Source organism: Acinetobacter baretiae (assembly GCF_015627105.1).
GTDB lineage: Bacteria > Pseudomonadota > Gammaproteobacteria > Pseudomonadales > Moraxellaceae > Acinetobacter > Acinetobacter baretiae.
Genome location: NZ_VTDM01000021.1, coordinates 31,007 through 52,172 on the forward strand (window position 1 = coordinate 31,007; position 21,166 = coordinate 52,172).

Below are 21,166 nucleotides of genomic sequence, written 5' to 3' on the forward strand. Positions count from 1 at the left end.
GGAACCGCTTTAAATGCATGCTTCTTGTCAGTTATTCTGAACTACATCGGTCTTCCTCTTGTTTATCTGATGAACAGTATAAAGTATACAAGAAATGCTCTAAATCATACTTGCTCTAAGTCAAGTAAATACTTCTTGTGATCTAATCCACCTGCAAAACCTCGTAAATCTCCATTTTTACCAACAACACGATGGCAAGGCACAACAATAGATAATGGATTATGTGCAATTGCACTAGCAACTGCTCGTACTGCTTTAGGACGTGCAATACTTGCAGCTAACATACCATAAGATGTAGTTTGTCCTGAGGGAATCTGTAACAAAGCTTGCCAAACTTGCTTTTGAAAATCTGTCCCCATTAAATATTGAATAGGGACATCAAAACTCTCTCTTTCCTGATTAAAATATTGATTTAATTCAGATTGTGCTTGTAGTAAAATTTCATGAGTATCATGAAATTTATACTGTTTAGAAGCATATGGTGTTTTATGGTCATCATGCCAACATATAGCCACAAGAGCATTATGATGAGCAATCAAGCGTAACTGTCCAACAGGGCTAGACATTTTCGTTTCAAATAAATCAAACATTGGTAGATGATTTCTCCCATAAAAGATAAGGCAAGTATGTCATACGCATACTTGCCGATCTTATTAAAATTTCAGCAACAGTCCAAAGCCTGCGTATATCGCATGGTCTGCTTGATCTTCGTGTGCATCCTTCGTATTTTTAAATGCTGTTTTATAGTGGTAAGCCACATCAATAAAAGGCATAACCATTTTATTGATTTCATAGCGAAGTTTTAAACCACTTTCCATATTGCTTAAACCTGTTTTACTCCCAAATTGAGCCTGATCTTGCATAACCCAAGTCGTTTCCAAATATGGCTGTATAATCAATTTTTGAGTCAATAAAAAATCACGATTTGTGTCTAATTGTACGGCAAGATAACCATGCTGTCCTGCATAAAAATAAGCATTGGTTTCAAAAAAATAGGGCGCCAAACCATGTATACCAACCACAGTATCTAAACGTTTCCGATCTTGTGGCCGGTTATCATCTTGTCGATAACGTAGACCCATTTGTGCATCCCAAAATGTAGCAACATTTCGGCTATATAGTGTCGTAACATCAAAGGTATTGCGTTCAGATTGTTCTTTTTCTTGTTCTGCCAAAACAAAGAGTTTATTGTCATCATTGCCAATCCAACCCTCAAATTCAGTAGACCATGTTGTTTGTCCATGATCTGCCCAAAGCCATGTATTTGCTAAAGATCCTGCCATAAAAATGTCCTGACCATGTTCATGCGACATGTTAGGGGTAGGCATTGTGATGATTTGATGATTCTGATGACTCATGTCCATCATATTGTTCATAGATGCCATCAAAGTTGTTCCATACATGGCGAGAGTTAAAGCACATATTCTCTTAATGATGTACATGAGATGCTCCTTGGTTTGGCATTTGAGGAGCCGTATTGCGCTGATTTTCAATACGCGTATCATCTATGGTCGAATTCTCGCCCACTTTAGCCACAGTTAAAGTATTCATCATGCCAGCATTCATATGATACAACAAATGACAATGTAGAGCCCAGTCGCCAAGCTCATCGGCTGTCAGTAACACACTGACTGTTTTTCCGGGTGGGACAATCACGGTATGTTTTGACGGCATATATTCAGGAGATTGACCATTATCAAGCTGTACAAACATTCCATGTAAATGCATTGGATGTGCCATCATACTTTCATTCACAAAAGTTAGTTTCACACGCTCACCATAGTGAACCTTTAAAGGGGTTGCTTGTGAATATTTTTTCCCATTAATGGTCCAAATATAACGTTCCATATTACCGCCTAACACCATAACAATCTCTTGGCTTGCAGGGCGAGTATCTTTTTGCGGTATTAATGATTGTAAGTCACTATATTGCAACATTTTTTCACCCCGAGGAGTGCTTGCATTTCCCCAGCCTTCAACAGTTTTTTTTGATGAAACTGTTTGATGATCTAATCCTAGCTGTGTTGCATCATGATTCATTGGCATGTCGTGTTGCATTCCATCATGATTCATTGGCATGTCATGTGGCATTCCCTCATGATTCATTGGCATGTCGTGTTGCATCCCCTCATGATTCATTGGCATGTCGTGTGGCATTTCGTGATTCATCGGCATGCCATGTTGCATCCCCTCGTGATTCATCGGCATATCGTGTGGCATGTCGTGATTCATCGACATGTCGTGTTGCATTCCCATGTCAGACATACTTAACAAAGCACGCGGTCGATGTTGCGGAATTTTCCACGCTATAGCAGAGACGCCTTGTCGCTTTAACTCACCTAAAGCAAAACCACTGCGATCTATGGATTCTGCTTGAATTTGGTAATGATCTTGTGTGGGCTCCACGATCACATCATAAGTTTCACCTGCACCAAATCTAAATTCATCGACAGTCACAGGTTTTACTGCTTGACCATCTGCACTCACAACAGTTAATTTTAAATGTGGAATACGAACATCAAAAAAAGACATCGCTGACGCATTAATAAAACGTAAGCGTATTTTTTCACCTGACTTAAATATGTTTGTCCAAGGCTGTGTAGGTGTAAACCCATTCATTAAGAAAGTGTAACCTGTTACATCACTCAAATCTGTGTTGAGCATACGCATCTGAGCCCACATTTTTCGATCTTGCCATGTTTTGGAAAGACCCTCATTTTTTAATTGTTGAACAACATCAAATAGCGTTTGTCTTTGGTTTTGGTAAAAATCTGCTGATTTTTTTAGATTATCCATAATACGCTGACTCGACTGCGTATGAAAATCTGACAATAGAATCACATGATCTTGCTGTACTTTTTCAGTTTCAGCGGCTATTTGATTGGGTTTGGGATAAACAATAAAGGCACCATATACACCATCTTGTTCTTGACCTTTACTGTGTGCATGATACCAATACGTACCACTTTGACGAACTTTAAAACGATAGACAAAATCACCTTGTGGTGCAATTCCTTTAAATCCGCCTAAGCCTGGCACACCATCCATCACATTTGGTAATAATAGGCCATGCCAGTGTAATGAAGTGGGCTGATTTTTAAGTGCATTATGCACATATATAACTGCCTCATCCCCTTCTTCAAAAGTTAAGGTTGGTGCAGGAAGCTGTTCATTGACGACTATTTTTTTTACAGTTTTACCCGTAATATTTACACTTTTCTCAGAGATAGAGAGATGATATTCACGCACTTGCGCTTGAATGAGTGGTGTAAAACACACACACAATAAAATAATACTATAACGTATCCATTGATTAGACATTTGCTCACCTTTATCTTAATTCATAAAAAAATATATAGATAAATGTTAGCTTTTAGGTGGTCTAATAATTCGTGTCCAATAGCCTGAATGAATTTGGGTTTGATCGTAAGTTTGAATGATTGTGTCTTGAGATGTATCTGGGATGCTGAGTTTAAAATCATGCGTCAATGCAGAGATAAAATTAATATTTTGGCAATGCAAAGTTTGACAGTCTAAACAGCCCGATGGATGTGATGAAACGTTGCTGTGTTTCAAGTTCTCAACAGAAACACAATCCGTCATATCCATCATATGCTGTGATGATGCATGATGATGCACTGTACAAGGTGATGGCTGTTTCGAAGACATGGCTTCGTGCATCATAAATGTTGATGCATTGGCCACAGTGGTCACGCCTATCGCAGCTGCGATGACTAGACGAAACACCATAGTTACAATACGCATCATCTTCATGAATTTGCATTACTCATCTATTAAAAATATTACTGTCTGATTATACAGTGCTTATGTTTAATCTTAAACCTGTGCGAGTTCTGCACGCATTTGATCAATCACTGTTTTATAATCAGGTTGATTAAAAATAGCAGAACCTGCCACAAACATATCTGCACCTGCTTGTGCAATGGCCTTAATGTTTGCAGGGCCTACACCGCCATCAACTTCTAAACGAATATCTCGTCCACTGGCATCAATAATTTGACGAGCTTGACGTAGCTTTTCCAAAGTCATTGGAATAAATTTTTGCCCACCAAAACCAGGATTGACACTCATCAATAAAATTTGATCGACCTTATCTAAGACATAGTCTAAATAATGTAAGGGTGTAGCGGGATTAAACACTAAACCTGCTTTTGCTCCACCTGATTGAATCAACTGCAATGAACGGTCAATATGTTCACTGGCTTCGGGGTGAAAGGTAATAATGTCTGCACCTGCCTCGAGAAAGTCACCAATCATGCGATCGACAGGCGACACCATTAAATGTACATCTATAGGTGCTTTAATACCATAATTTTTTAATGCTCGACAAACGCCTGCACCAAAAGTTAGATTAGGTACATAATGATTGTCCATTACGTCAAAGTGAACCACATCTGCGCCCGCCTCAAGTACACGTTCAACATCTTCACCTAAACGCGCAAAGTCAGCTGATAAAATAGAGGGTGCAATTAAATATGGCTTAGACATAAAAAGACCTAACAAATATGCTTAAAAGAAGCTCTATAATAACAAAATCTTGGCAATTAAAATTTAATTTACCCAACTTTATTTCAAATCATTCAAATCAAAAATAAAAATGACCATTAAAAATTATCTAACATAATTCTTTCTTTATACATTAGACCTCTTGCGAAATAGCAATTTCAGTGATTACTTTCTTTCGAAATGTTTTATAAATCATAGATTTCGATTGATTATTTTTGACTTTCGCAAGAAGTCTACTTTTGGTTTTAAACCAATATGATGCGTCATGGATTTATATCTGTACTCAAAATATTTTGCCATGGGTTGTTATATACAGCCGTAATATCTAGATTAAACATGATTATTTACTCATCATGTAATTAGACGACTGACCTCAAACACCGATAATTTAGTCCTATGTACCGATTTACTATTTTAAGTGAAACTGTATTGAATTTAGATGTGATGATCATGAGAAGATAAACATTTTTGTACATCATTCGTGCAATTTTTTTCTTTGCAATAAAATTGCTCAACATACATATATGTTGAGCAATACAAAATTATTACTATGCTTTTAGTAGCTAAAAGAATGATTTAGTCTTTAAAGAAATTGATCAGATCTTGTGCAACACGTGCTTTTTGTGTTTCTAAAACACCATGTGGCTCACCTTCATACTCAATCACGTGTGCATGTGGTAAAGCATTTTTTACTGCGTGTGCAGTTACAGCAATTGGAACTGTTTTATCTTGAGTCCCATGAATAACCAATGTTGGAACATCAAATGCACTTAAATCGGGTCTAAAATCAGTGTAAGCAAATGCACGCACACAATCGATGGTTGATTTTAAACTCGCTTGTGAGGCAACTTGCACATTCCAAGCCAAAAATTCAGGACTTACATCTTGGCTCAATGTACCCACGCCATAAAAGTCTTTAAAGAATTCAGTAAAAAAGTGATAACGATCATCTAAGATACCATCAATCATTCCTTCAAAAACGCTACCGTCTACTCCATCAACATGATCATCTGTTTTGGCTAAAAAAGGGACAACCGATGAAATAAGAGCCACTTTTTTAATGTATTGGCTGTGATGACGGCTTAAATAACGTGCAACCTCGCCACCCCCCATCGAAAAACCAACAATGGATACATCTTTTAATTGTTTATCTTCAATTACATTTTTCAAATCATCAGCAAGCGTATCATAATCATATCCTTGCCATGGTTGATCAGAACGGCCAAAGCCACGGCGGTCATAGCTAATGACACGATAACCTGATTCTACTAATTTTAGTGAAATCCAATCCCATGAATCTGCTGACAGAGGCCAACCGTGTAATAAAATTACAGGTTCGCCTTCTCCCCAATCTTTAACATATAGTGCGGTATTATCATTTGTATGAATTACAGTCATTTTTTAACGCCTATTAACATGATTCGGTAACAACCACACTAGATTATTTTTTATGCAAATAATGCTAACATTATGTATAAAAATGTAAATTCTTACATGCTTAAATCAACAATTTGTTAAAGCATGTCATGTACGGTTTGCACACATTTAGGCATGTTTTTTTTGAATCACACTGCCATGTGTGATTCAAAAGATTAATTTTTATAAAAAAAACATATTTCCAGAAGAAGTTAAGCATTAAAGGACTGTAGATGAAAGCGTAAATGATCTGCAATAAAACTTTGTATAAAATAATAGCCATGATCATAGCCTGCATGCTCTCTTAACAACAAATTTTGCCCTACATGTTGGCATGCTTGCTTGAGTTGATTTGGCTGAAGTTGATCATAAAATTGATCATTTTTACCTTGATCAATCAACACTTCATGAAATAAAGCACCTTTTGCATGGATCAATGCCACAGCATCATGATGTACCCAGTGATTTGTATCGTCACCTAAATAGGCTTTAAATGCTTTTTTCCCCCAAGCACATTGGGTAGGAGCACAAATAGGAGCAAAAGCAGAAACAGTTTTAAATTTATCGGGATATTTCCAAGCCAAAGTTAATGCACCATGCCCACCCATGCTATGCCCCATAATGCCAATGTTTTGATGATGAATTGGAAAATGCTCAAGCACATAATCATATAATTCATGAACAATATAATCTTCCATCTGAAAATTATCACACCAAGGGGTTTGAGTGGCATTCAGATAAAAACCCGCACCTTGACCTAAATCCCAATCTTGATCATCTGCCACGCCTTCTCCTCGTGGCGAAGTATCTGGCGCAATTAAAATAATGCCCAATGTAGATGCAATTTTTTGTGCATGTGCTTTAATGGCAAATGTTTCTTCATTACAGGTCAGCCCAGCTAAAAAAAACAATGCGCTACATTGTTGACCTTGCAAGGCTTTTGGCGGCAAATATATTGAAAACTTTGCTTCACTTTTCAAGCGATTGGATGAACATGTATACGTACGCTGCTCTCCATCAAAACACATATTTGACTGTATTTTTTTTATCATTTCTATGTCTCCTTTGCCTATGCCTAAGGTTGGCTCATTTGTATCGGTTCAATATGATTGATTGGTATGGCAGGATTATTACTTGGAAATAAATGTTTTTCTAATTGTGGTAACATAATTTCCATATTTTTACCCAAAGACCACTGTGGTTCAGAAGGTTCGAAATCTTGTGCTTTTTCCCATTTAGATACAGTGGCTTGTGCATCTAAAAATGCATCATGTAATGATGTTTTTTCTCGCATTGCTTGATCAAAAAACGCACGGCCAAAATAGGTGTAATCAGCTTGACTGTTACAGCCAAAAGACGAGCGATCTGCTGCTGATGCAGTAATCACAAGGGTATTGTCCGATTGTAACGCAGGGATAAAACTCCCCGAGTAACATGAAGAAATCACAATCACACGCCACTTAATACCTGCTTGGTCTAAGGCACTACGTAACCAGCGTGGATCTATTTGTTTTAAATCAATCGGTGCATTTTCAAGTTCAAACTGATCGGCTAAACCATGAGACGTCATGTATAAAAAAAGTACATCTGTATCTCTATTCATTTGTTGGCCAATACGATTGAGTGCCAATTGAATGCTTGTTTGAGAGGCTATTGGTAATGTTGTGCCTGTATCTGGGTCATTTACAAGTTGAATAGAACGCCCAAGCGTACCAAAACGAGTATCAAATTGCGCTTTAATACGTTGTACTTCTGAACTAAAAACCGAGTCATAACTGTCGCCAGCAACGCCTAAAAAATACCAATGAGTTTGAGCAAAATCTCCCAATTGTACTTGATCTAATGCTTTTCTCAGTAGATTACCTTGTGCATACAGAACATCTTCACTAATACTTGGCGCAACATCATCTACTTTCCAAATGGGCTGTTCTTTTACAGTCATTTGCCAAACCACTAGCGTGCAGACTGTCGCAAACATAATCAGCCCTCTTTCCCACCACGGCCATTTTAATTCACGTGCAAATACCCAAATAACCGCAATACTTTGCCAAACAAACAAGATCATAAAAAAATTAGGCAGGAAGTTATAAACAGCATCAGGCAAAAAGTTCAGTAAATTATTATCACCGAGGTACTGTAAAAGACATTGTACAAGTAATATATTGCTATCTAAGACCAGCCATAAAAGTGCAGGTACAAGCATAAGACGGGTATTATTCATGCGTTGCGACAAGAAAATACCAACAATTAAGGCAATAAATGGCCACAAGGCATAACTAATTAAGCCTTGTGGATTTAATGCACCGACCTGACCTGCAACCATCCAGCTATACAATGTGTTTACACCACTTGCAACGACTCCCCAAAATAAAAATTGGAAGATCGATGGATGTACAATTTGCAAAGACTTTCTTGAACCTAAAAATAACCAAAGCCCTGCTGTTTGGTTACTTTTTAAGTCATGCCAGAAATTTATAGAAGGTTTTAGATCAATCATTGTGCGAGTCCGCAACCACATGGTTTATTTGAGTAATGTATGCTCGCTTTATACCTTAGCAACACACTCACATGCAGTTGCAAAAGATTCCTTATTACGCCAAGCCCTAATTACTCGGTCGAATGTATGCGAAAATAGCCATCGAAACGGCATGCGTCGCCCAACCATTGATGTTGGGGTACATCATCATTTAAAAATACCGCATGACGAGGGCGTTTTACAATGACTCTTTTGGCAATCTTCTGTGCCTGTAACAATAATCCATCACCCAGATCCATTTCTCCATCTTCAGGTAACAGTAAATGTAGTATTTGCATTTGCTTTTTGACTTGCGCTTGTTTTTTTTGTCGTTGTTGATTTTGATCTCGTTGTGGAAACATCGGATCAAGATAAACAACATCGATTTTTTCTTGTTTGGCCTGCTGTTGTGATAAATAATCGATGGCATCGGCAAATACCAATGTGATATTTGCAACAATTGGTGCTAAAAAGGCATCCTGTTGTGCTTTATCATAACTAAATTCTAGCAACGTATACAAAATAGGATGGCGTTCAATCAGCGTCACTTTTGCACCAAATTTTGCCATTAACAAACTGTCATGCCCCAAACCTGCGGTTGCATCAATTAAGTTAGGTTGGTCGTTAGCTTGAGTTGCTCGAGCAAGCATTTCAGTTTTCAGCGTTGCTCGCTTTAAACGCCCTATTTCTGCTGACCAATCAGGGCTCATTTTCATGCCATGTGCTGTCAAGCTAAGACCATCTTCATCTAAGACGAGTGCAAGCTCTGGATTTAAGCGTAGAAATTTTGCATTAATTTTTTCAATTTTTTGAGCATCAATGTCTACGCCACGTGTAAATAAACGTGTCTTTAAATCCTCGAGCTGATGTGCGTATAATGGCGCATACCAACACGTTAATTGCATTACCAATGCACCCAACCTGTCCACCACGTCAATAAAATAAACAATCCAAATACAATGCGGTAATATGCAAAAGCCATAAAGTTATGTTTAGACACATAGCGAATCAATGCACGAATCACCACCAATGCAGAAATAAATGCAACAATGATCCCGACTGCCAATACTTCTAAATCGTTGGTGTGCAGGTCATGTCTCATTTTATACATGTCGAGTAACCCTGCTCCCATCAATACAGGAATACCTAAAAAGAAAGAAAATTCAGCCGCCGCTTTTCTTGAGATACCTAAAAATAATGAGCCAATAATTGTTGAACCCGAACGTGATGTTCCCGGAATTAACGCAAAACATTGAATCAAACCAATCAGCATCGCTTGTTTCAAACTAAAATCTTCGACTTCATGACTAACAACATGGTGTTGACGGCGTTCAGCCCAAATAATAATAAATCCACCCACAATTAAAGCAATGGCAACGGTCACGGCATTAAATAAATATGCCTTTAATGTTTCACCAAATGTCAATCCAATCAACATAATAGGAATGGTTGCAATAATTAAGTTAATACTTAAACGTCGTCCTTGTGCATTTCCTGTTAATGCACCAATTAATGCACCCCATAACTTACCCCAATACTCGTAAATTACCGCAGCAATTGCACCAATTTGAACGGCTACAGAAAACATATCTCTTTTTTCAGGTGTCCAAAAATCAAGCAATTGACCTGTTAAGATTAAGTGACCTGTACTTGAAATAGGTAAAAATTCTGTAATCCCTTCCACCAAGCCCATGACGGCAGCTTTTAGAAGTAAAATAATATCCATACATTGTCCTAATTTTTATGCTTTGCTTTATTTGCCTTGTTCAGCAATTTTTTTCCAAGCATTATCTCTTAAATATACTGGTAATGCATGTTCTGCATCGACCCATGCTTTTTTCGTTGCGTAATAATTGCCTAAATACGCAATATCTTCTGCCGTTGCAACAATGCCATTAAAGGTCGCAAATGGCTTTAATAAAGATGCTCCTGAGCCAATCAAAGTAAATTTAATGTTCGCTTGAGCATCCTCATAGTTCAGCAACTGTTCTTCACCTACAGGTTGCATCACATGGTCTGTGTCTAAGATGAAATGTGCTATATACACTTCTTTCATTTTTGCATCAAGTACGGCCGTGACTTCTGTTAAACCATGTGTGCGATAAGCTGCTTGTGCCAAGGCTTGCAATGTCGACACAGGAACCACAGGTAAATCATTGGCCCATGCCAACGCTTGTGCAACAGCTGCGTTAATGCGTACACCACTAAATGAACCCGGCCCACGACTAAAAGCAATTACATCCATATCATGAGATTGTAGTGAACAACTTTGCATGCCTTGCTCAATCATAGGCAACAATGTCTGCGTTTGCATTTTGGCCTGATGATTAATCACGTGAAATACTACATTGGTGTCATCTGTTATCGCCACAGAACATTGCTCATTGGCTGTTTCAAGTGCTAACAGTTTCATGCATGTCCTTCATCAAAAATAAGTACCAAATTGACGCTATCATACGTGAGTCATCACAACTTCGCGACAGTTTTCAGATAAATCATCACAGGTCATATACAACTGAAAGTCAAAAGATTGTATACAATACTTAGGCATATGATCTGCTGTTTTAAACAGCAAAATGATGCCAAACATTTTTTTTTAAGTTATGCTTAAACATAACAGGCCAATAGAAGTAACGTATGAACTGTTGTACACATTGCGGACACCCCACCACTGCACAAATTCCACCCGGTGATGACAAGCTTCGTCAAGTATGCTCAGCCTGTGGCAATATTCACTATGAAAATCCTAAAACCATTTGCGGTGCGTTAGTGATTTGGCAAGATCAAGTACTTTTGTGTCGACGTGCCATCGAACCTCGTTATGGCTACTGGACACTCCCTGCAGGCTATATGGAGTTAAATGAAACCATGCAGCAAGGGGCTGAACGAGAAACTTTTGAAGAAGCACAAGCCTACATTGATACCGAGCAATTATATTGTCTATATGATATTCCACATATTGGACAAATCTATGCCATTTTTAAAGCCAAGCTTCAACATGGTCGCTTTGGTGCAGGCACAGAAACACTCGAAAGTCGCCTGTTTCACAAAGATGATATTCCATGGGAGCAATTGGCTTTTCAAAGTGTACGTCAAACACTTCATCATTATTTTGCAGATCGTGAACAAGAACACTATCCGTTACATCTAGAAACGCTCTACCCTACTGTAAACGAGTAAATATCATTTTATCTTTAAGTTTTATTGTTTATGATCTCTGTGTATAAAAAAGCGATTACGCCACTTCAAACAACACCCCACCTTTTAGCACACTTATGTGGGCTTGAAGGCATAGTTTACCTGCAAGATGACGATCAACCTGTTATTGGTTTTTATCCCCAAAAATATTGGCAAGTACAACATGGTCAAATGCATGTACATGTTCGCCAAGAAAATTTTTGCTATCACCAAAAACCCTGTCATCAAAAAGATCTACTCTTAGATACCCAACCACGATATAACAGTACGACCTCTGAACGCGGATTTCATGGTGGATGGATTGGTTTTGTCGGTTATGATTACGCAGCTCAACAATACATTGATAGCCCATCATGTTCACAGCCCGAACTCTACCTTGGCCTATATTTATCTTACTTAAAATATGAACAGCAACAATGGTTTTTTTATAGTCATGAAGCACATGCTGAACAAATGTTTCAACATATTCTACAGCAGCTCAATACGCCATCCGTACTAAAACCCTTTCAATTAAACAGTGTATGTCAAGCAACATGGGAAAAATCCAAATATAACCAAGCATTTCACAAAGTACAACAGTACATTAAAGCAGGGGATTGCTACCAAATTAATCTTACACAAGCATTTACTGCACACGCCCAAGGTGATTTACTTAGCACAGCACAATCATTTTGGGATCTCACTAATGCACCCTATGCAGGTTATTTAAAAATAAATCATTTTGAATTACTCAGCTGTTCTCCAGAATTATTTATTGAATTTCAAGCCAATCATGTGATTAAAACACGTCCCATTAAAGGTACAATGCCTCGTGATTTAAATGATGCGCAAAAAGATGAACAGTCCAAGCAAATTTTGAAAAACTCTGAGAAGGATCAAGCTGAAAATGTGATGATTGTTGATTTATTACGTAATGATTTAAGTGTTTATGCAGAGGTAGGATCTGTAAAAACCAATCAATTATTTGAAATTGAAAGCTTTCAGCAAGTTCACCATATGGTCAGCGAAATACAAGCAACGCTTAAAGCACATATTCATCCATTACAAATGCTCTTTGATGCCTTACCTGGTGGTTCAATCACAGGCGCACCTAAAATTCGAGCCATGCAAATCATTGCCGAATTAGAACAACAAGCACGAGGAGCATATTGTGGCTCTTTAGGTTACTTTAATTTAGATGGTACAGGATGTTGGAATATTCTGATTCGCTCTATTCAAAAGTATGAAAGTAATATTTCGCTTTGGGCGGGCGGTGGTATTACCATTGCATCTGAGCAAGATGCTGAATATCAAGAATGTTTAGATAAAATTTCAGCCATGCAAACGTTGCTCAATACATACTATTCAGCATCGTGAATCATACAGCGGTATTTAAGTGATCTATACTCTGTTTTAATTGCTGTTGCACTGCATGATTTTCTTGCCCAATCAAATGCATAAAATCGGATTGAAATTTTAACAATTCTTGATTTAACTGCTCTGAATAAAATGGCTGTGCAAGTAATCTTTTCCATGCAGTATAGGCTTCTGTGTCTCGTCCTAATGGCAAAGCCAATCTCAGCATTTGGTAATCTAAGCCATAGTGAAGAATATTTGACTCTAAAGCCGTTCCGCCCTCGTTTGCTTGTCTATGTTTTGCAAGCAGAATCATGTCATAAGCAATTTGAATATCTCCTAATGATTGATATAAATCACTCACCTCATATAAACATTCTAGATATTTCGGACAAATATTGGCGCCTTTTAACCAAATAAAAACAGCTTGCTCAAATTGCCGATCATTTTTATATAGCGTCCCTAAATAACGACACGCTAAATACGTTTCCATTTTATTTTCTACATGACTTCCTGTCGTAATACGTAAATTAAACCACGCTTTAGCCTGTACTATGTCTCCGTGGCTATAATAAGATGTTGCGCAATAATATGCGTAACGTGCTTTTAGCACGTCGTCTTTTTCTGCCTCATACGCCTGTTGTAATAATAGCGCATCTTCTAAATATTTATCAGGATTCTGATTTCGTGCACCAAAATGTCCTGTTTGAATATAATAATCCCCAGACAATACAGAACGTGATACTGCTACACCCGTTTCTATCAAAGATTCATGCAATACACCAACCCAATGTAAACATTGATTATTTTTAAATAAAAGTTGTCGAGTATAAAAAAAATCTCTTGCATCACTCCGGAAACGGAACTCATATACATCATCTTGTAGTATTTTTGGCAAGGTCAAATGCCCACAAAAACGGTCATCGGCATCAAATACTAAAACATAATCAGACTTACCCTTACATGCATGTAAAGCCTGATTACGGTTATAAGCAAAATCTACCCAAGAATGATGAAACACTTCACCTGCTAATTGGTGTTGTGCTAAATAATTCAAAATCACATCTACTGTTGCATCTGTTGATCCTGTGTCACAGATCACAACATAATCAATATCAACATAGCTTCGAATATTATTTAGTGTATCAACAATAATATTCGCTTCATTTTTTACAATCATGTTTAAGCAGATGCTTTGATGTGACATTCAATGAACTCGCTTATTTATTGTGGGCAAATATATCCTTTAAAACTGTCACCAAACGCATGTTTTGCTGATCTGTTCCAACAGTTATTCTTAAAAACTGATCAATTCGATGTTGATTAAAATGCCGTACAATAATGCCTTGTTCACGCAATTGTGATGCCAAATCTTTTGCATCTATCGCCTGATGGCGGACAAAAACAAAATTTGCTTTTGAAGGCAACACATGAAAATCTAATGCTTGTAATTGACCGATTAATGCTTCACGATTTTCTATTACTTTTTGACACTGTGTTTCAAAATATGCTTGATCTTTAAATGAAGCAGTTGCTGCTGCAATTGCAAAACGATCGAGTGGATATGAATTAAAGCTATTTTTAACCGCGTCTAAAGCAGCAATAAGATGGGGCTGTGCGATGGCAAACCCGACACGCAATCCTGCTAAAGAGCGTGATTTAGAAGTCGTTTGACAGACCATCAAATTTTCATATTTTGCAACTAATCCTACAGCAGACATTGCTCCAAAATCTACATAGGCCTCATCAATCACGACCACACGATCAGGATTATGCGTCAGTAAATATTCAATATCACTCAGCTCAAGTGCAATACTCGTAGGCGCATTTGGATTAGCAATAATAATTCCACCATTGGGCTGTACATAGTCTTTTACATTGACCTCAAAATTTTCATTGAGTGCAATTTTTTTCGTTTTTATTTGAAAAAACTGACCATAGACCGGATAGAAACTATAACTAATATCAGGGGATAAAACAGGTTCATTTTGAATAAAAAAGGCTTTAAAAATATGCGCTAACACTTCATCTGAACCATTACCTACAAAAACCTCAGACACATCTACACCCTGTTGCTGAGCAATGGCTTGCTTTAAGGACAAGGCTTCTGAGTCTGGATACAAGCGTAGCTGATCTGCTTGATTTTCTAAAATTGTAGTAATAGCCTCAATCACTTGAGGAGATGGTGGATAGGGATTTTCATTTGTATTTAGTTTTAAAATATTTGTGACTTTAGGCTGTTCACCGGGTACATATGGTTCTAATTCACGTACCTCAGGGCTCCAAAATCGCATTTTTTGTGTAGAAAAAGTCATCTCTCACCTCAAAAGGGTCATTTCGACCCTTTCATATTCCATAAATTAGACCGAATAACGATAACGGGCTGAACGTGCATGTGCGTCTAAATTTTCCTCTAAAGCTAAAATATCAGCGACTTTTGCCAACGGTTTTACGCCTTCTTCAGAACACATAATCAAACTAGTACGTTTTTGAAAATCATACACCCCTAAAGGTGAAGAGAACCGTGCAGTACCTGACGTTGGCAATACATGGTTTGGTCCAGCACAATAATCACCAATGGCTTCAGGCGTATAACGTCCCATAAAAATTGCGCCTGCATGACGAATATGCTCACTCATGGCTTGAGCATCATCTAAACATAACTCTAAATGTTCAGGCGCCACTTGATTAATAAGTTCAATTGCTTCTTCACGATCTTTGACTAAGATCAAAGCACCACGGTTTTGAATTGATGTTTTCGCAATTTCTGCTTTTGGTAATACACGTAAATGTGCTTCAATCGCATCAGCAACTGCGTTTAAGAAGTCTTCATCAGGTGTAATAAAAATCGCTTGTGCGACTGTATCATGCTCAGCTTGTGATAATAAATCCATGGCAACCCACTCTGGGTCATTCACACCTTCTGCATAGACCAAAATCTCTGATGGTCCTGCAATCATATCTATACCACACTGACCAAATACAGCTCTTTTTGCAGCAGCCACAAAACGGTTGCCCGGCCCAGTAATTTTATCTACTGCAGGTATCGTTTGTGTTCCATAAGCAAGAGCTGCTACAGCTTGTGCACCGCCTATTGTAAAGACACGATGTACTCCAGCCAAATACGCTGCGGCCAAGACCAACGGGTTCAACTGCCCATTTGGTGCAGGAACAACCATAATGATCTCAGAAACACCTGCCACATGTGCAGGTAAAGCATTCATCAATACAGAAGATGGATAAGATGCCAATCCACCTGGCACATATATCCCAACACGATCAAGGGGTGTTACTTTTTGACCTAAAGTATTTCCTAAATCATCGACATACGTCCATCCTGATTGCTTTTGTGCTTCATGAAATGAACGAATTCGCTGAGCAGCGAGCTCTAATGCTTGGCGTACATCTGCATTTAAACCATCAAATGCAGATTTTAGCTCCGCTTGAGATAACTCTAACTCAGAAAATTGATGCGCAGGATGTCGATCAAATTGTTGTGTTAATTTTAATACATGTGCATCGCCATGTTGGCGCACATCTGAAATGATTTGATCTACAGTTGAGAGAAGCTCAGGATCATTGACTGTTGCAAAAGCCAATAGATCAGCAAAGACCGTTTTAAAATTTTGGTCTTGAGTCGATAAACGTCGCATCAATTTACCCACAAGTTTTAACAATTAAGGCTCAAGTTTAACCTTTTTTTGCACTCTTGTGGGTATTGATCCATGTTCAATCTTCAAATGATGATGAAAAAAACATGTCATTGAGATTGATTTAATACATCATTAAATTTGACGCGCCGCGACAGCCTGTTCTAGCTTCGTCACAATTGGATTTAGTAAACCCTGCTTACGCTTAAAACTTGCCTTATTAATGATCAGACGAGATGATACCGTACAAATTTCATCTAATGGCTCTAAACCATTTGCACGTAAAGTATTCCCCGTATCCACAACATCGACAATGTAATCACCTAAACCAACTAAGGGTGCAAGCTCCATTGAACCATAAAGCTTTATCACATCTACCTGCTCACCTAGGCTTGCATAATATTGACGCGTGAGATTCACATATTTGGTTGCAATTTTTAAACGACCCTGAGGTCTTTGCATTCCTACTTTAGCGGCTGTCATTAAACGACAGTTAGCAATTTTTAAGTCAAGTGGCTCATATACATTTTGAGCCCCATGTTCCATCAATACGTCTTTACCCGCCACACCTAAATCAGCAGCACCATTTTCAACATACGTTGGCACATCAGATGCACGTAAGATCAATATTCTGACCAATTTATGTGTGGTTGGAAAAATCAATTTACGTGATTTATCAGGATCTTCTAATAAATTAATTCCAGCTTGTTCAAGTAAAGGTAAAGTTTCTTTTAAAATTCGCCCTTTACTCAATGCCAAAGTCAAACCATGATCAAAATTCCCCATCACTTCAAAATTTGGATCATCGTTTTGAAAATCACTCATGATTTACTCACTTACTCGCTTAATTTGTGCACCAAGGCCTTGTAATTTTTCTTCAATTTTCTCGTAACCACGATCAATATGATAAATACGATCAACTAAGGTTTCACCTTCAGCAGCCAATGCAGCCAAAACCAGAGAAAAAGAAGCTCTCAAATCTGTGGCCATCACAGGAGCCGCTGATAATTTTTCCACACCTGTTACAGTGGCATCATTCCCTTCAACTTCAATATTTGCCCCCATACGTGACAATTCAGGAACATGCATGAAACGATTTTCAAAAATCGTTTCTGAAATGGTAGAAAAACCACGGGCAATTGTATTTACAGCCATAATTTGAGCTTGCATGTCGGTTGGAAATTCAGGATGAGGTAACGTACGAAAGCTTACCGCTTTTGGCCGTTTTCCTTGCATATCCAACTCAATCCAATCATCACCTCGTGTTACTTCAGCACCCATTTCTTCAAATTTTTCAAGCACTGATTCAAGCAATACAGGGTCTGTATGTGTGGTTCTCACACAACCACCCGTCATTGCAGCAGCAGCTAAATAAGAACCCGTTTCAATACGATCTGCCACGACAGCATATTCACAGCCAGATAACCGCTCTACACCTGTCACGATTAACGTATCTGTATCAATGCCAGATATTTTTGCACCCATCTTTACAAGCATATTTGCAAGATCTGTAATTTCAGGTTCTCTTGCGGCATTACGAATTGTGGTAACACCCTCTGCAAGTACAGCCGCCATTAAAATATTTTCTGTTCCGCCTACAGTCACCATGTCAAAAATGACTTCACCACCTTTTAAACGACCATCAACTTTGGCATGCACATAACCTGCATCCACTTCAATATGTGCACCAAGGGCTTCAAGTGCTTTTAAATGTTGATCGACAGGGCGAGAACCAATCGCACAGCCACCTGGCAAAGACACCTTTGCTTCACCATAGCGAGCAAGAAGTGGGCCTAATACTAAAATCGATGCACGCATGGTTTTCACAAGCTCATACGGTGCAAATTGATTACTCAAAGTAGATGTATCTGCTTTAACAACATCATGATTGTCGTAGCTAATAGTTACGCCTAAACCTGAAATCAGCTTTACTAGTGTATTTACATCTTTTAAATTCGGTACATTTGTAATTGTAATCGGCGTTTCAGCAAGAATTGTTGCTGCAAGCAAAGGTAACGCGGCATTTTTAGCACCAGAGATACGCACTGCACCTTTTAAAACATTACCACCTTGAATAAGAAATTTATCCATTGAGTCCTTATACTCCAAATATACTTGCTTTACGCCATTCTTCTTTTGTCATTGCTTTAATTGTTACTGCGTGCACAGAGCCATCTGCAATAAAGCTGTTTAATGGCGCATAAACCATTTGTTGGCGTGCAACAGGGCGCTTTCCAGTAAAATTGTCATCGACTACACGCAAATCAAACTTTCCAGCTTGGCCCACCACCACCACCTCAGCTTGAGGAAATGCTGTCTTTAAAATTTCTGTCAGTTTTTCGCTATTCATCATAAAGAGCTCGTAGTCGACCTAGGATTAAAAGTCGGACATTTTACTATAAACATCCCTGTTAATTCATTAACTCACTTATTATTTGACACAAAAAGTATATAAAACCATTTTATAAAAGATCTAAATAATCACTTTACGCTCAGATGAAGAAGAAATACGTAAAGACTCTCTATATTTTGCAACTGTACGTCTTGCAACATCTATCCCTTCCTCTTTCAGTAAGTTCGCAATTGTATTATCAGAAAGTGGTTTACATGGATTTTCAGTCGCAATTATTTTCTTAATCATTGCTCGAATGGCCGTTGAAGAGCACTCTCCTCCTTCAGATGTTCCGACATGACTTGAAAAGAAGTACTTTAGTTCAAATAAACCTTTGGGTGTTAATACATATTTATTCGTTGTTACCCGTGAAACCGTTGATTCATGTAATTCCACTTCATCAGCAACATCTCTAAGCACTAAAGGCTTCATTGCCTCAGCCCCTTTTTCTAAAAATCCTTTTTGGTGTTTTGCAATACACGTTGCAACCTTCAGTAACGTTTTATGACGCTCATCTATACTTTTAATAAAATTTTTTGCTTCTAACATCTGATTTTTGATGTACTGATTATCATCACTTTGATCTGCTCTTTTAATCATATTTGAGTAAAAAGAATTAATTCTAAGCTTTGGTAAAATATCTGGGTTCAGCTTAACTTTCCAAACATTGTCTTCTCGTATAATCACTACATCAGGAATTTGATATTCCGTTTCACTTTCTTCAAAATCTACACCCGGGTATGGCTTTAACGTTTTAATGAATGATAATGCCTCTTTGAGCTCATCAGCCTTCAATGAGGTTGCCTTTAATAACTTGGTTAAATCATTACTCAATAAAAACTGATAATGATTGAGTATCTTTTTTGCATTTAATTCCAATAAAGTAGATCCACCCAAATTGGCCAATTGAATCATTAAATGCTCAATCAATCCTCGCGAACCAATGCCGATAGGATCTAATTGCTGAATATATTTTAGTACGACTAACACCTCGTGCTCTTCAACATATTCATCCTCAAGATTGGCTTGCAATAGTAGGTGGTTAACTGCTTCGACAACTTCACTTAATGTCTCTATTAAAAAACCTTTTTCATCTAACGCATCCACAATACAATATGCAATTAAATGGTCTATTTTAGAAAAGTTTAATAAATCAATTTGACTTTGTACGTGTTGTTTTAGTGAAGTATGGTTTGCTCGATTATCTTCTTTTTCTTCAAAATCTGCAGCACCTAGAGTTGTTGGCTGATGAGTATAAATATCATCCCATTGGGTATCTACAGGAAGTTCATCGGGTAAAAATTCATTATTAAGGGCTTCAGAAAGTTCCTGACTAGACTGCTCTTTTACTTCAACCTGTTGATCTCCTGAATCAACATCTACTCTTTCCAATAATGGATTACTTTCTAACTGAAGTTGTACCTCTTGCTCTAGCTCTAAGTTAGATAACTGCAGTAAGCGAATAGCTTGTTGCAATTGAGGGGTAAGTGATAAAGAGTTACTTACTCTTAAACCTAAAGACAACTTCATAATAAATCCCTTTAACTAGCAAAATCTATGCCGTTAATAGTTTTTATAACACATGATTTATATAAAAAATACATATTAAAAAAAATATCTGATTTATTTTCACTAATTTTCAAATGATATTTCCTATTCAGGGTTTCAAATTACGCTGATGTTATTTTATCGATGTTTTTATTGATGTGGATATGTTCTTGAACTCGGGTGATGATGTATAGTCAAACAATCTAATCACTCATACAGACATGCAAAAACATCTGAAAGAGTCGATCAATACAATCCTCTTGCCATTCTTTTCTCTTTTTCTTAATCCATGCCCAAGTCTTTTCAATAGAATTCAAATCAGGACTATAAGCAGGCAACCATAAAATCTGATGCCCATAGTGTTCCAATAACTCCTGTATATCCGATCGCTTATGAAAGGCCGCATTATCCATCACGATGACACTATTTTGGGGTAGTTCGGGAATAAGAAAATGCTCTACCCAAAAATGAAATACATTTGAATTAATTTTGCAGTCGAATAAACCAACTGCAAATAGTTGACCTTGATATAATGCACCAATGGCATTGGTTTGGTTCTTTAATTGCCAGTTAAATGAGCCATAA

The 21,166-nt window shown here is 37.7% G+C and carries 21 protein-coding genes; 2 read left to right on the forward strand and 19 right to left on the reverse strand.

What is annotated here, in order from left to right; genetic code table 11:
* Positions 1 to 104: 104 nt before the first annotated feature.
* The 11 genes from I2F17_RS09295 to tsaB form a co-directional block, all read right to left on the reverse strand.
* On the reverse strand, positions 105 to 590 hold the full coding sequence (locus I2F17_RS09295) for a methylated-DNA--[protein]-cysteine S-methyltransferase (RefSeq protein ID WP_211139730.1): 486 nt from the start codon (positions 588 to 590) through the stop codon (positions 105 to 107).
* A gap of 63 nt (positions 591 to 653) precedes the next feature.
* Positions 654 to 1,442, reverse strand: a complete 789-nt coding sequence (locus I2F17_RS09300) for a copper resistance protein B (protein WP_211139731.1) — start codon at positions 1,440 to 1,442, stop codon at positions 654 to 656.
* Positions 1,429 to 3,321, reverse strand: a complete 1,893-nt coding sequence (locus tag I2F17_RS09305; protein ID WP_211139732.1) for a copper resistance system multicopper oxidase — start codon at positions 3,319 to 3,321, stop codon at positions 1,429 to 1,431. Before I2F17_RS09305 ends, I2F17_RS09300 begins: the two co-directional genes overlap by 14 nt.
* Positions 3,322 to 3,366: 45 nt before the next feature.
* Positions 3,367 to 3,774, reverse strand: coding sequence for a hypothetical protein (locus I2F17_RS09310; protein WP_211139733.1), 408 nt, complete (start codon positions 3,772 to 3,774; stop codon positions 3,367 to 3,369).
* 63 nt (positions 3,775 to 3,837) lie between these two features.
* Entirely contained in the window at positions 3,838 to 4,509 is a 672-nt protein-coding gene (gene rpe, locus I2F17_RS09315) for a ribulose-phosphate 3-epimerase (RefSeq protein WP_196423225.1), read from the reverse strand.
* A gap of 594 nt (positions 4,510 to 5,103) precedes the next feature.
* Positions 5,104 to 5,925, reverse strand: coding sequence for an alpha/beta fold hydrolase (locus I2F17_RS09320; protein ID WP_196423226.1), 822 nt, complete (start codon positions 5,923 to 5,925; stop codon positions 5,104 to 5,106).
* A gap of 230 nt (positions 5,926 to 6,155) precedes the next feature.
* Positions 6,156 to 6,992 (reverse strand): S-formylglutathione hydrolase, encoded by an 837-nt coding sequence (fghA, locus tag I2F17_RS09325; RefSeq protein ID WP_211139743.1) that lies wholly within the window; start codon positions 6,990 to 6,992, stop codon positions 6,156 to 6,158.
* A 26-nt stretch (positions 6,993 to 7,018) separates the two neighbouring features.
* On the reverse strand, positions 7,019 to 8,440 hold the full coding sequence (locus I2F17_RS09330; RefSeq protein WP_196423227.1) for a C13 family peptidase: 1,422 nt from the start codon (positions 8,438 to 8,440) through the stop codon (positions 7,019 to 7,021).
* 110 nt (positions 8,441 to 8,550) lie between these two features.
* The gene (locus I2F17_RS09335) at positions 8,551 to 9,363 is read right to left on the reverse strand and encodes a class I SAM-dependent methyltransferase (RefSeq protein WP_211139734.1); all 813 of its coding nucleotides are present in this window, start codon (positions 9,361 to 9,363) and stop codon (positions 8,551 to 8,553) included.
* On the reverse strand, positions 9,363 to 10,184 hold the full coding sequence (locus tag I2F17_RS09340) for an undecaprenyl-diphosphate phosphatase (RefSeq protein WP_196423229.1): 822 nt from the start codon (positions 10,182 to 10,184) through the stop codon (positions 9,363 to 9,365). Before I2F17_RS09340 ends, I2F17_RS09335 begins: the two co-directional genes overlap by 1 nt.
* 27 nt (positions 10,185 to 10,211) lie before the next feature.
* Positions 10,212 to 10,871: a tRNA (adenosine(37)-N6)-threonylcarbamoyltransferase complex dimerization subunit type 1 TsaB gene (tsaB, locus tag I2F17_RS09345; protein ID WP_196423230.1), complete on the reverse strand. Its 660-nt coding sequence runs from the start codon at positions 10,869 to 10,871 to the stop codon at positions 10,212 to 10,214.
* A gap of 224 nt (positions 10,872 to 11,095) precedes the next feature.
* Between tsaB and I2F17_RS09350 the strand changes: the two genes are divergently transcribed.
* Both I2F17_RS09350 and I2F17_RS09355 read left to right on the forward strand, forming a co-directional pair.
* Positions 11,096 to 11,638, forward strand: a complete 543-nt coding sequence (locus I2F17_RS09350; protein WP_196423231.1) for an NUDIX hydrolase — start codon at positions 11,096 to 11,098, stop codon at positions 11,636 to 11,638.
* Positions 11,639 to 11,668: 30 nt separating this feature from the next.
* Positions 11,669 to 13,012, forward strand: a complete 1,344-nt coding sequence (locus tag I2F17_RS09355) for an anthranilate synthase component I family protein (RefSeq protein WP_211139735.1) — start codon at positions 11,669 to 11,671, stop codon at positions 13,010 to 13,012.
* A 1-nt stretch (position 13,013) separates the two neighbouring features.
* On the opposite strand, the gene I2F17_RS09360 is transcribed toward I2F17_RS09355, so the two are convergent.
* The 8 genes from I2F17_RS09360 to I2F17_RS09395 form a co-directional block, all read right to left on the reverse strand.
* Positions 13,014 to 14,198, reverse strand: a complete 1,185-nt coding sequence (locus tag I2F17_RS09360) for a tetratricopeptide repeat-containing glycosyltransferase (protein WP_211139736.1) — start codon at positions 14,196 to 14,198, stop codon at positions 13,014 to 13,016.
* A gap of 13 nt (positions 14,199 to 14,211) precedes the next feature.
* On the reverse strand, positions 14,212 to 15,306 hold the full coding sequence (gene hisC / locus I2F17_RS09365; protein WP_211139737.1) for a histidinol-phosphate transaminase: 1,095 nt from the start codon (positions 15,304 to 15,306) through the stop codon (positions 14,212 to 14,214).
* Between the two features lie 45 nt (positions 15,307 to 15,351).
* Positions 15,352 to 16,656 (reverse strand): histidinol dehydrogenase, encoded by a 1,305-nt coding sequence (hisD, locus tag I2F17_RS09370; RefSeq protein WP_211139744.1) that lies wholly within the window; start codon positions 16,654 to 16,656, stop codon positions 15,352 to 15,354.
* 120 nt (positions 16,657 to 16,776) lie between these two features.
* Positions 16,777 to 17,466 carry an ATP phosphoribosyltransferase gene (gene hisG / locus I2F17_RS09375; protein WP_196423235.1) on the reverse strand — a complete coding sequence of 230 codons (690 nt, stop codon included), beginning with the start codon at positions 17,464 to 17,466 and terminating at the stop codon, positions 16,777 to 16,779.
* A 3-nt stretch (positions 17,467 to 17,469) separates the two neighbouring features.
* A complete protein-coding gene (gene murA / locus I2F17_RS09380; RefSeq protein ID WP_196423236.1) occupies positions 17,470 to 18,732 on the reverse strand; it encodes a UDP-N-acetylglucosamine 1-carboxyvinyltransferase in 1,263 nt (420 codons plus the stop codon).
* A 7-nt stretch (positions 18,733 to 18,739) separates the two neighbouring features.
* The gene (gene ibaG / locus I2F17_RS09385; protein WP_211139745.1) at positions 18,740 to 18,991 is read right to left on the reverse strand and encodes a BolA family protein; all 252 of its coding nucleotides are present in this window, start codon (positions 18,989 to 18,991) and stop codon (positions 18,740 to 18,742) included.
* Positions 18,992 to 19,114: 123 nt separating this feature from the next.
* Positions 19,115 to 20,563 carry an RNA polymerase factor sigma-54 gene (locus I2F17_RS09390; protein WP_211139738.1) on the reverse strand — a complete coding sequence of 483 codons (1,449 nt, stop codon included), beginning with the start codon at positions 20,561 to 20,563 and terminating at the stop codon, positions 19,115 to 19,117.
* A gap of 221 nt (positions 20,564 to 20,784) precedes the next feature.
* On the reverse strand, positions 20,785 to 21,166 hold a 382-nt coding region (locus tag I2F17_RS09395; RefSeq protein ID WP_211139739.1), incomplete at its 5' end, for a transposase.

Bases quoted from the DNA above. Each gene is read 5' to 3' on its own strand.
- I2F17_RS09295 (WP_211139730.1), bottom strand. From the start codon at position 590: ATGTTTGATTTATTTGAAACGAAAATGTCTAGCCCTGTTGGACAGTTA.
- I2F17_RS09300 (WP_211139731.1), bottom strand. From the start codon at position 1,442: ATGTACATCATTAAGAGAATATGTGCTTTAACTCTCGCCATGTATGGA.
- I2F17_RS09305 (WP_211139732.1), bottom strand. From the start codon at position 3,321: ATGTCTAATCAATGGATACGTTATAGTATTATTTTATTGTGTGTGTGT.
- I2F17_RS09310 (WP_211139733.1), bottom strand. From the start codon at position 3,774: ATGAAGATGATGCGTATTGTAACTATGGTGTTTCGTCTAGTCATCGCA.
- rpe (WP_196423225.1), bottom strand. From the start codon at position 4,509: ATGTCTAAGCCATATTTAATTGCACCCTCTATTTTATCAGCTGACTTT.
- I2F17_RS09320 (WP_196423226.1), bottom strand. From the start codon at position 5,925: ATGACTGTAATTCATACAAATGATAATACCGCACTATATGTTAAAGAT.
- I2F17_RS09330 (WP_196423227.1), bottom strand. From the start codon at position 8,440: ATGATTGATCTAAAACCTTCTATAAATTTCTGGCATGACTTAAAAAGT.
- I2F17_RS09335 (WP_211139734.1), bottom strand. From the start codon at position 9,363: ATGCAATTAACGTGTTGGTATGCGCCATTATACGCACATCAGCTCGAG.
- I2F17_RS09340 (WP_196423229.1), bottom strand. From the start codon at position 10,184: ATGGATATTATTTTACTTCTAAAAGCTGCCGTCATGGGCTTGGTGGAA.
- tsaB (WP_196423230.1), bottom strand. From the start codon at position 10,871: ATGAAACTGTTAGCACTTGAAACAGCCAATGAGCAATGTTCTGTGGCG.
- I2F17_RS09350 (WP_196423231.1), top strand. From the start codon at position 11,096: ATGAACTGTTGTACACATTGCGGACACCCCACCACTGCACAAATTCCA.
- I2F17_RS09355 (WP_211139735.1), top strand. From the start codon at position 11,669: ATGATCTCTGTGTATAAAAAAGCGATTACGCCACTTCAAACAACACCC.
- I2F17_RS09360 (WP_211139736.1), bottom strand. From the start codon at position 14,198: ATGTCACATCAAAGCATCTGCTTAAACATGATTGTAAAAAATGAAGCG.
- hisC (WP_211139737.1), bottom strand. From the start codon at position 15,306: ATGACTTTTTCTACACAAAAAATGCGATTTTGGAGCCCTGAGGTACGT.
- hisG (WP_196423235.1), bottom strand. From the start codon at position 17,466: ATGAGTGATTTTCAAAACGATGATCCAAATTTTGAAGTGATGGGGAAT.
- murA (WP_196423236.1), bottom strand. From the start codon at position 18,732: ATGGATAAATTTCTTATTCAAGGTGGTAATGTTTTAAAAGGTGCAGTG.
- ibaG (WP_211139745.1), bottom strand. From the start codon at position 18,991: ATGAATAGCGAAAAACTGACAGAAATTTTAAAGACAGCATTTCCTCAA.
- I2F17_RS09390 (WP_211139738.1), bottom strand. From the start codon at position 20,563: ATGAAGTTGTCTTTAGGTTTAAGAGTAAGTAACTCTTTATCACTTACC.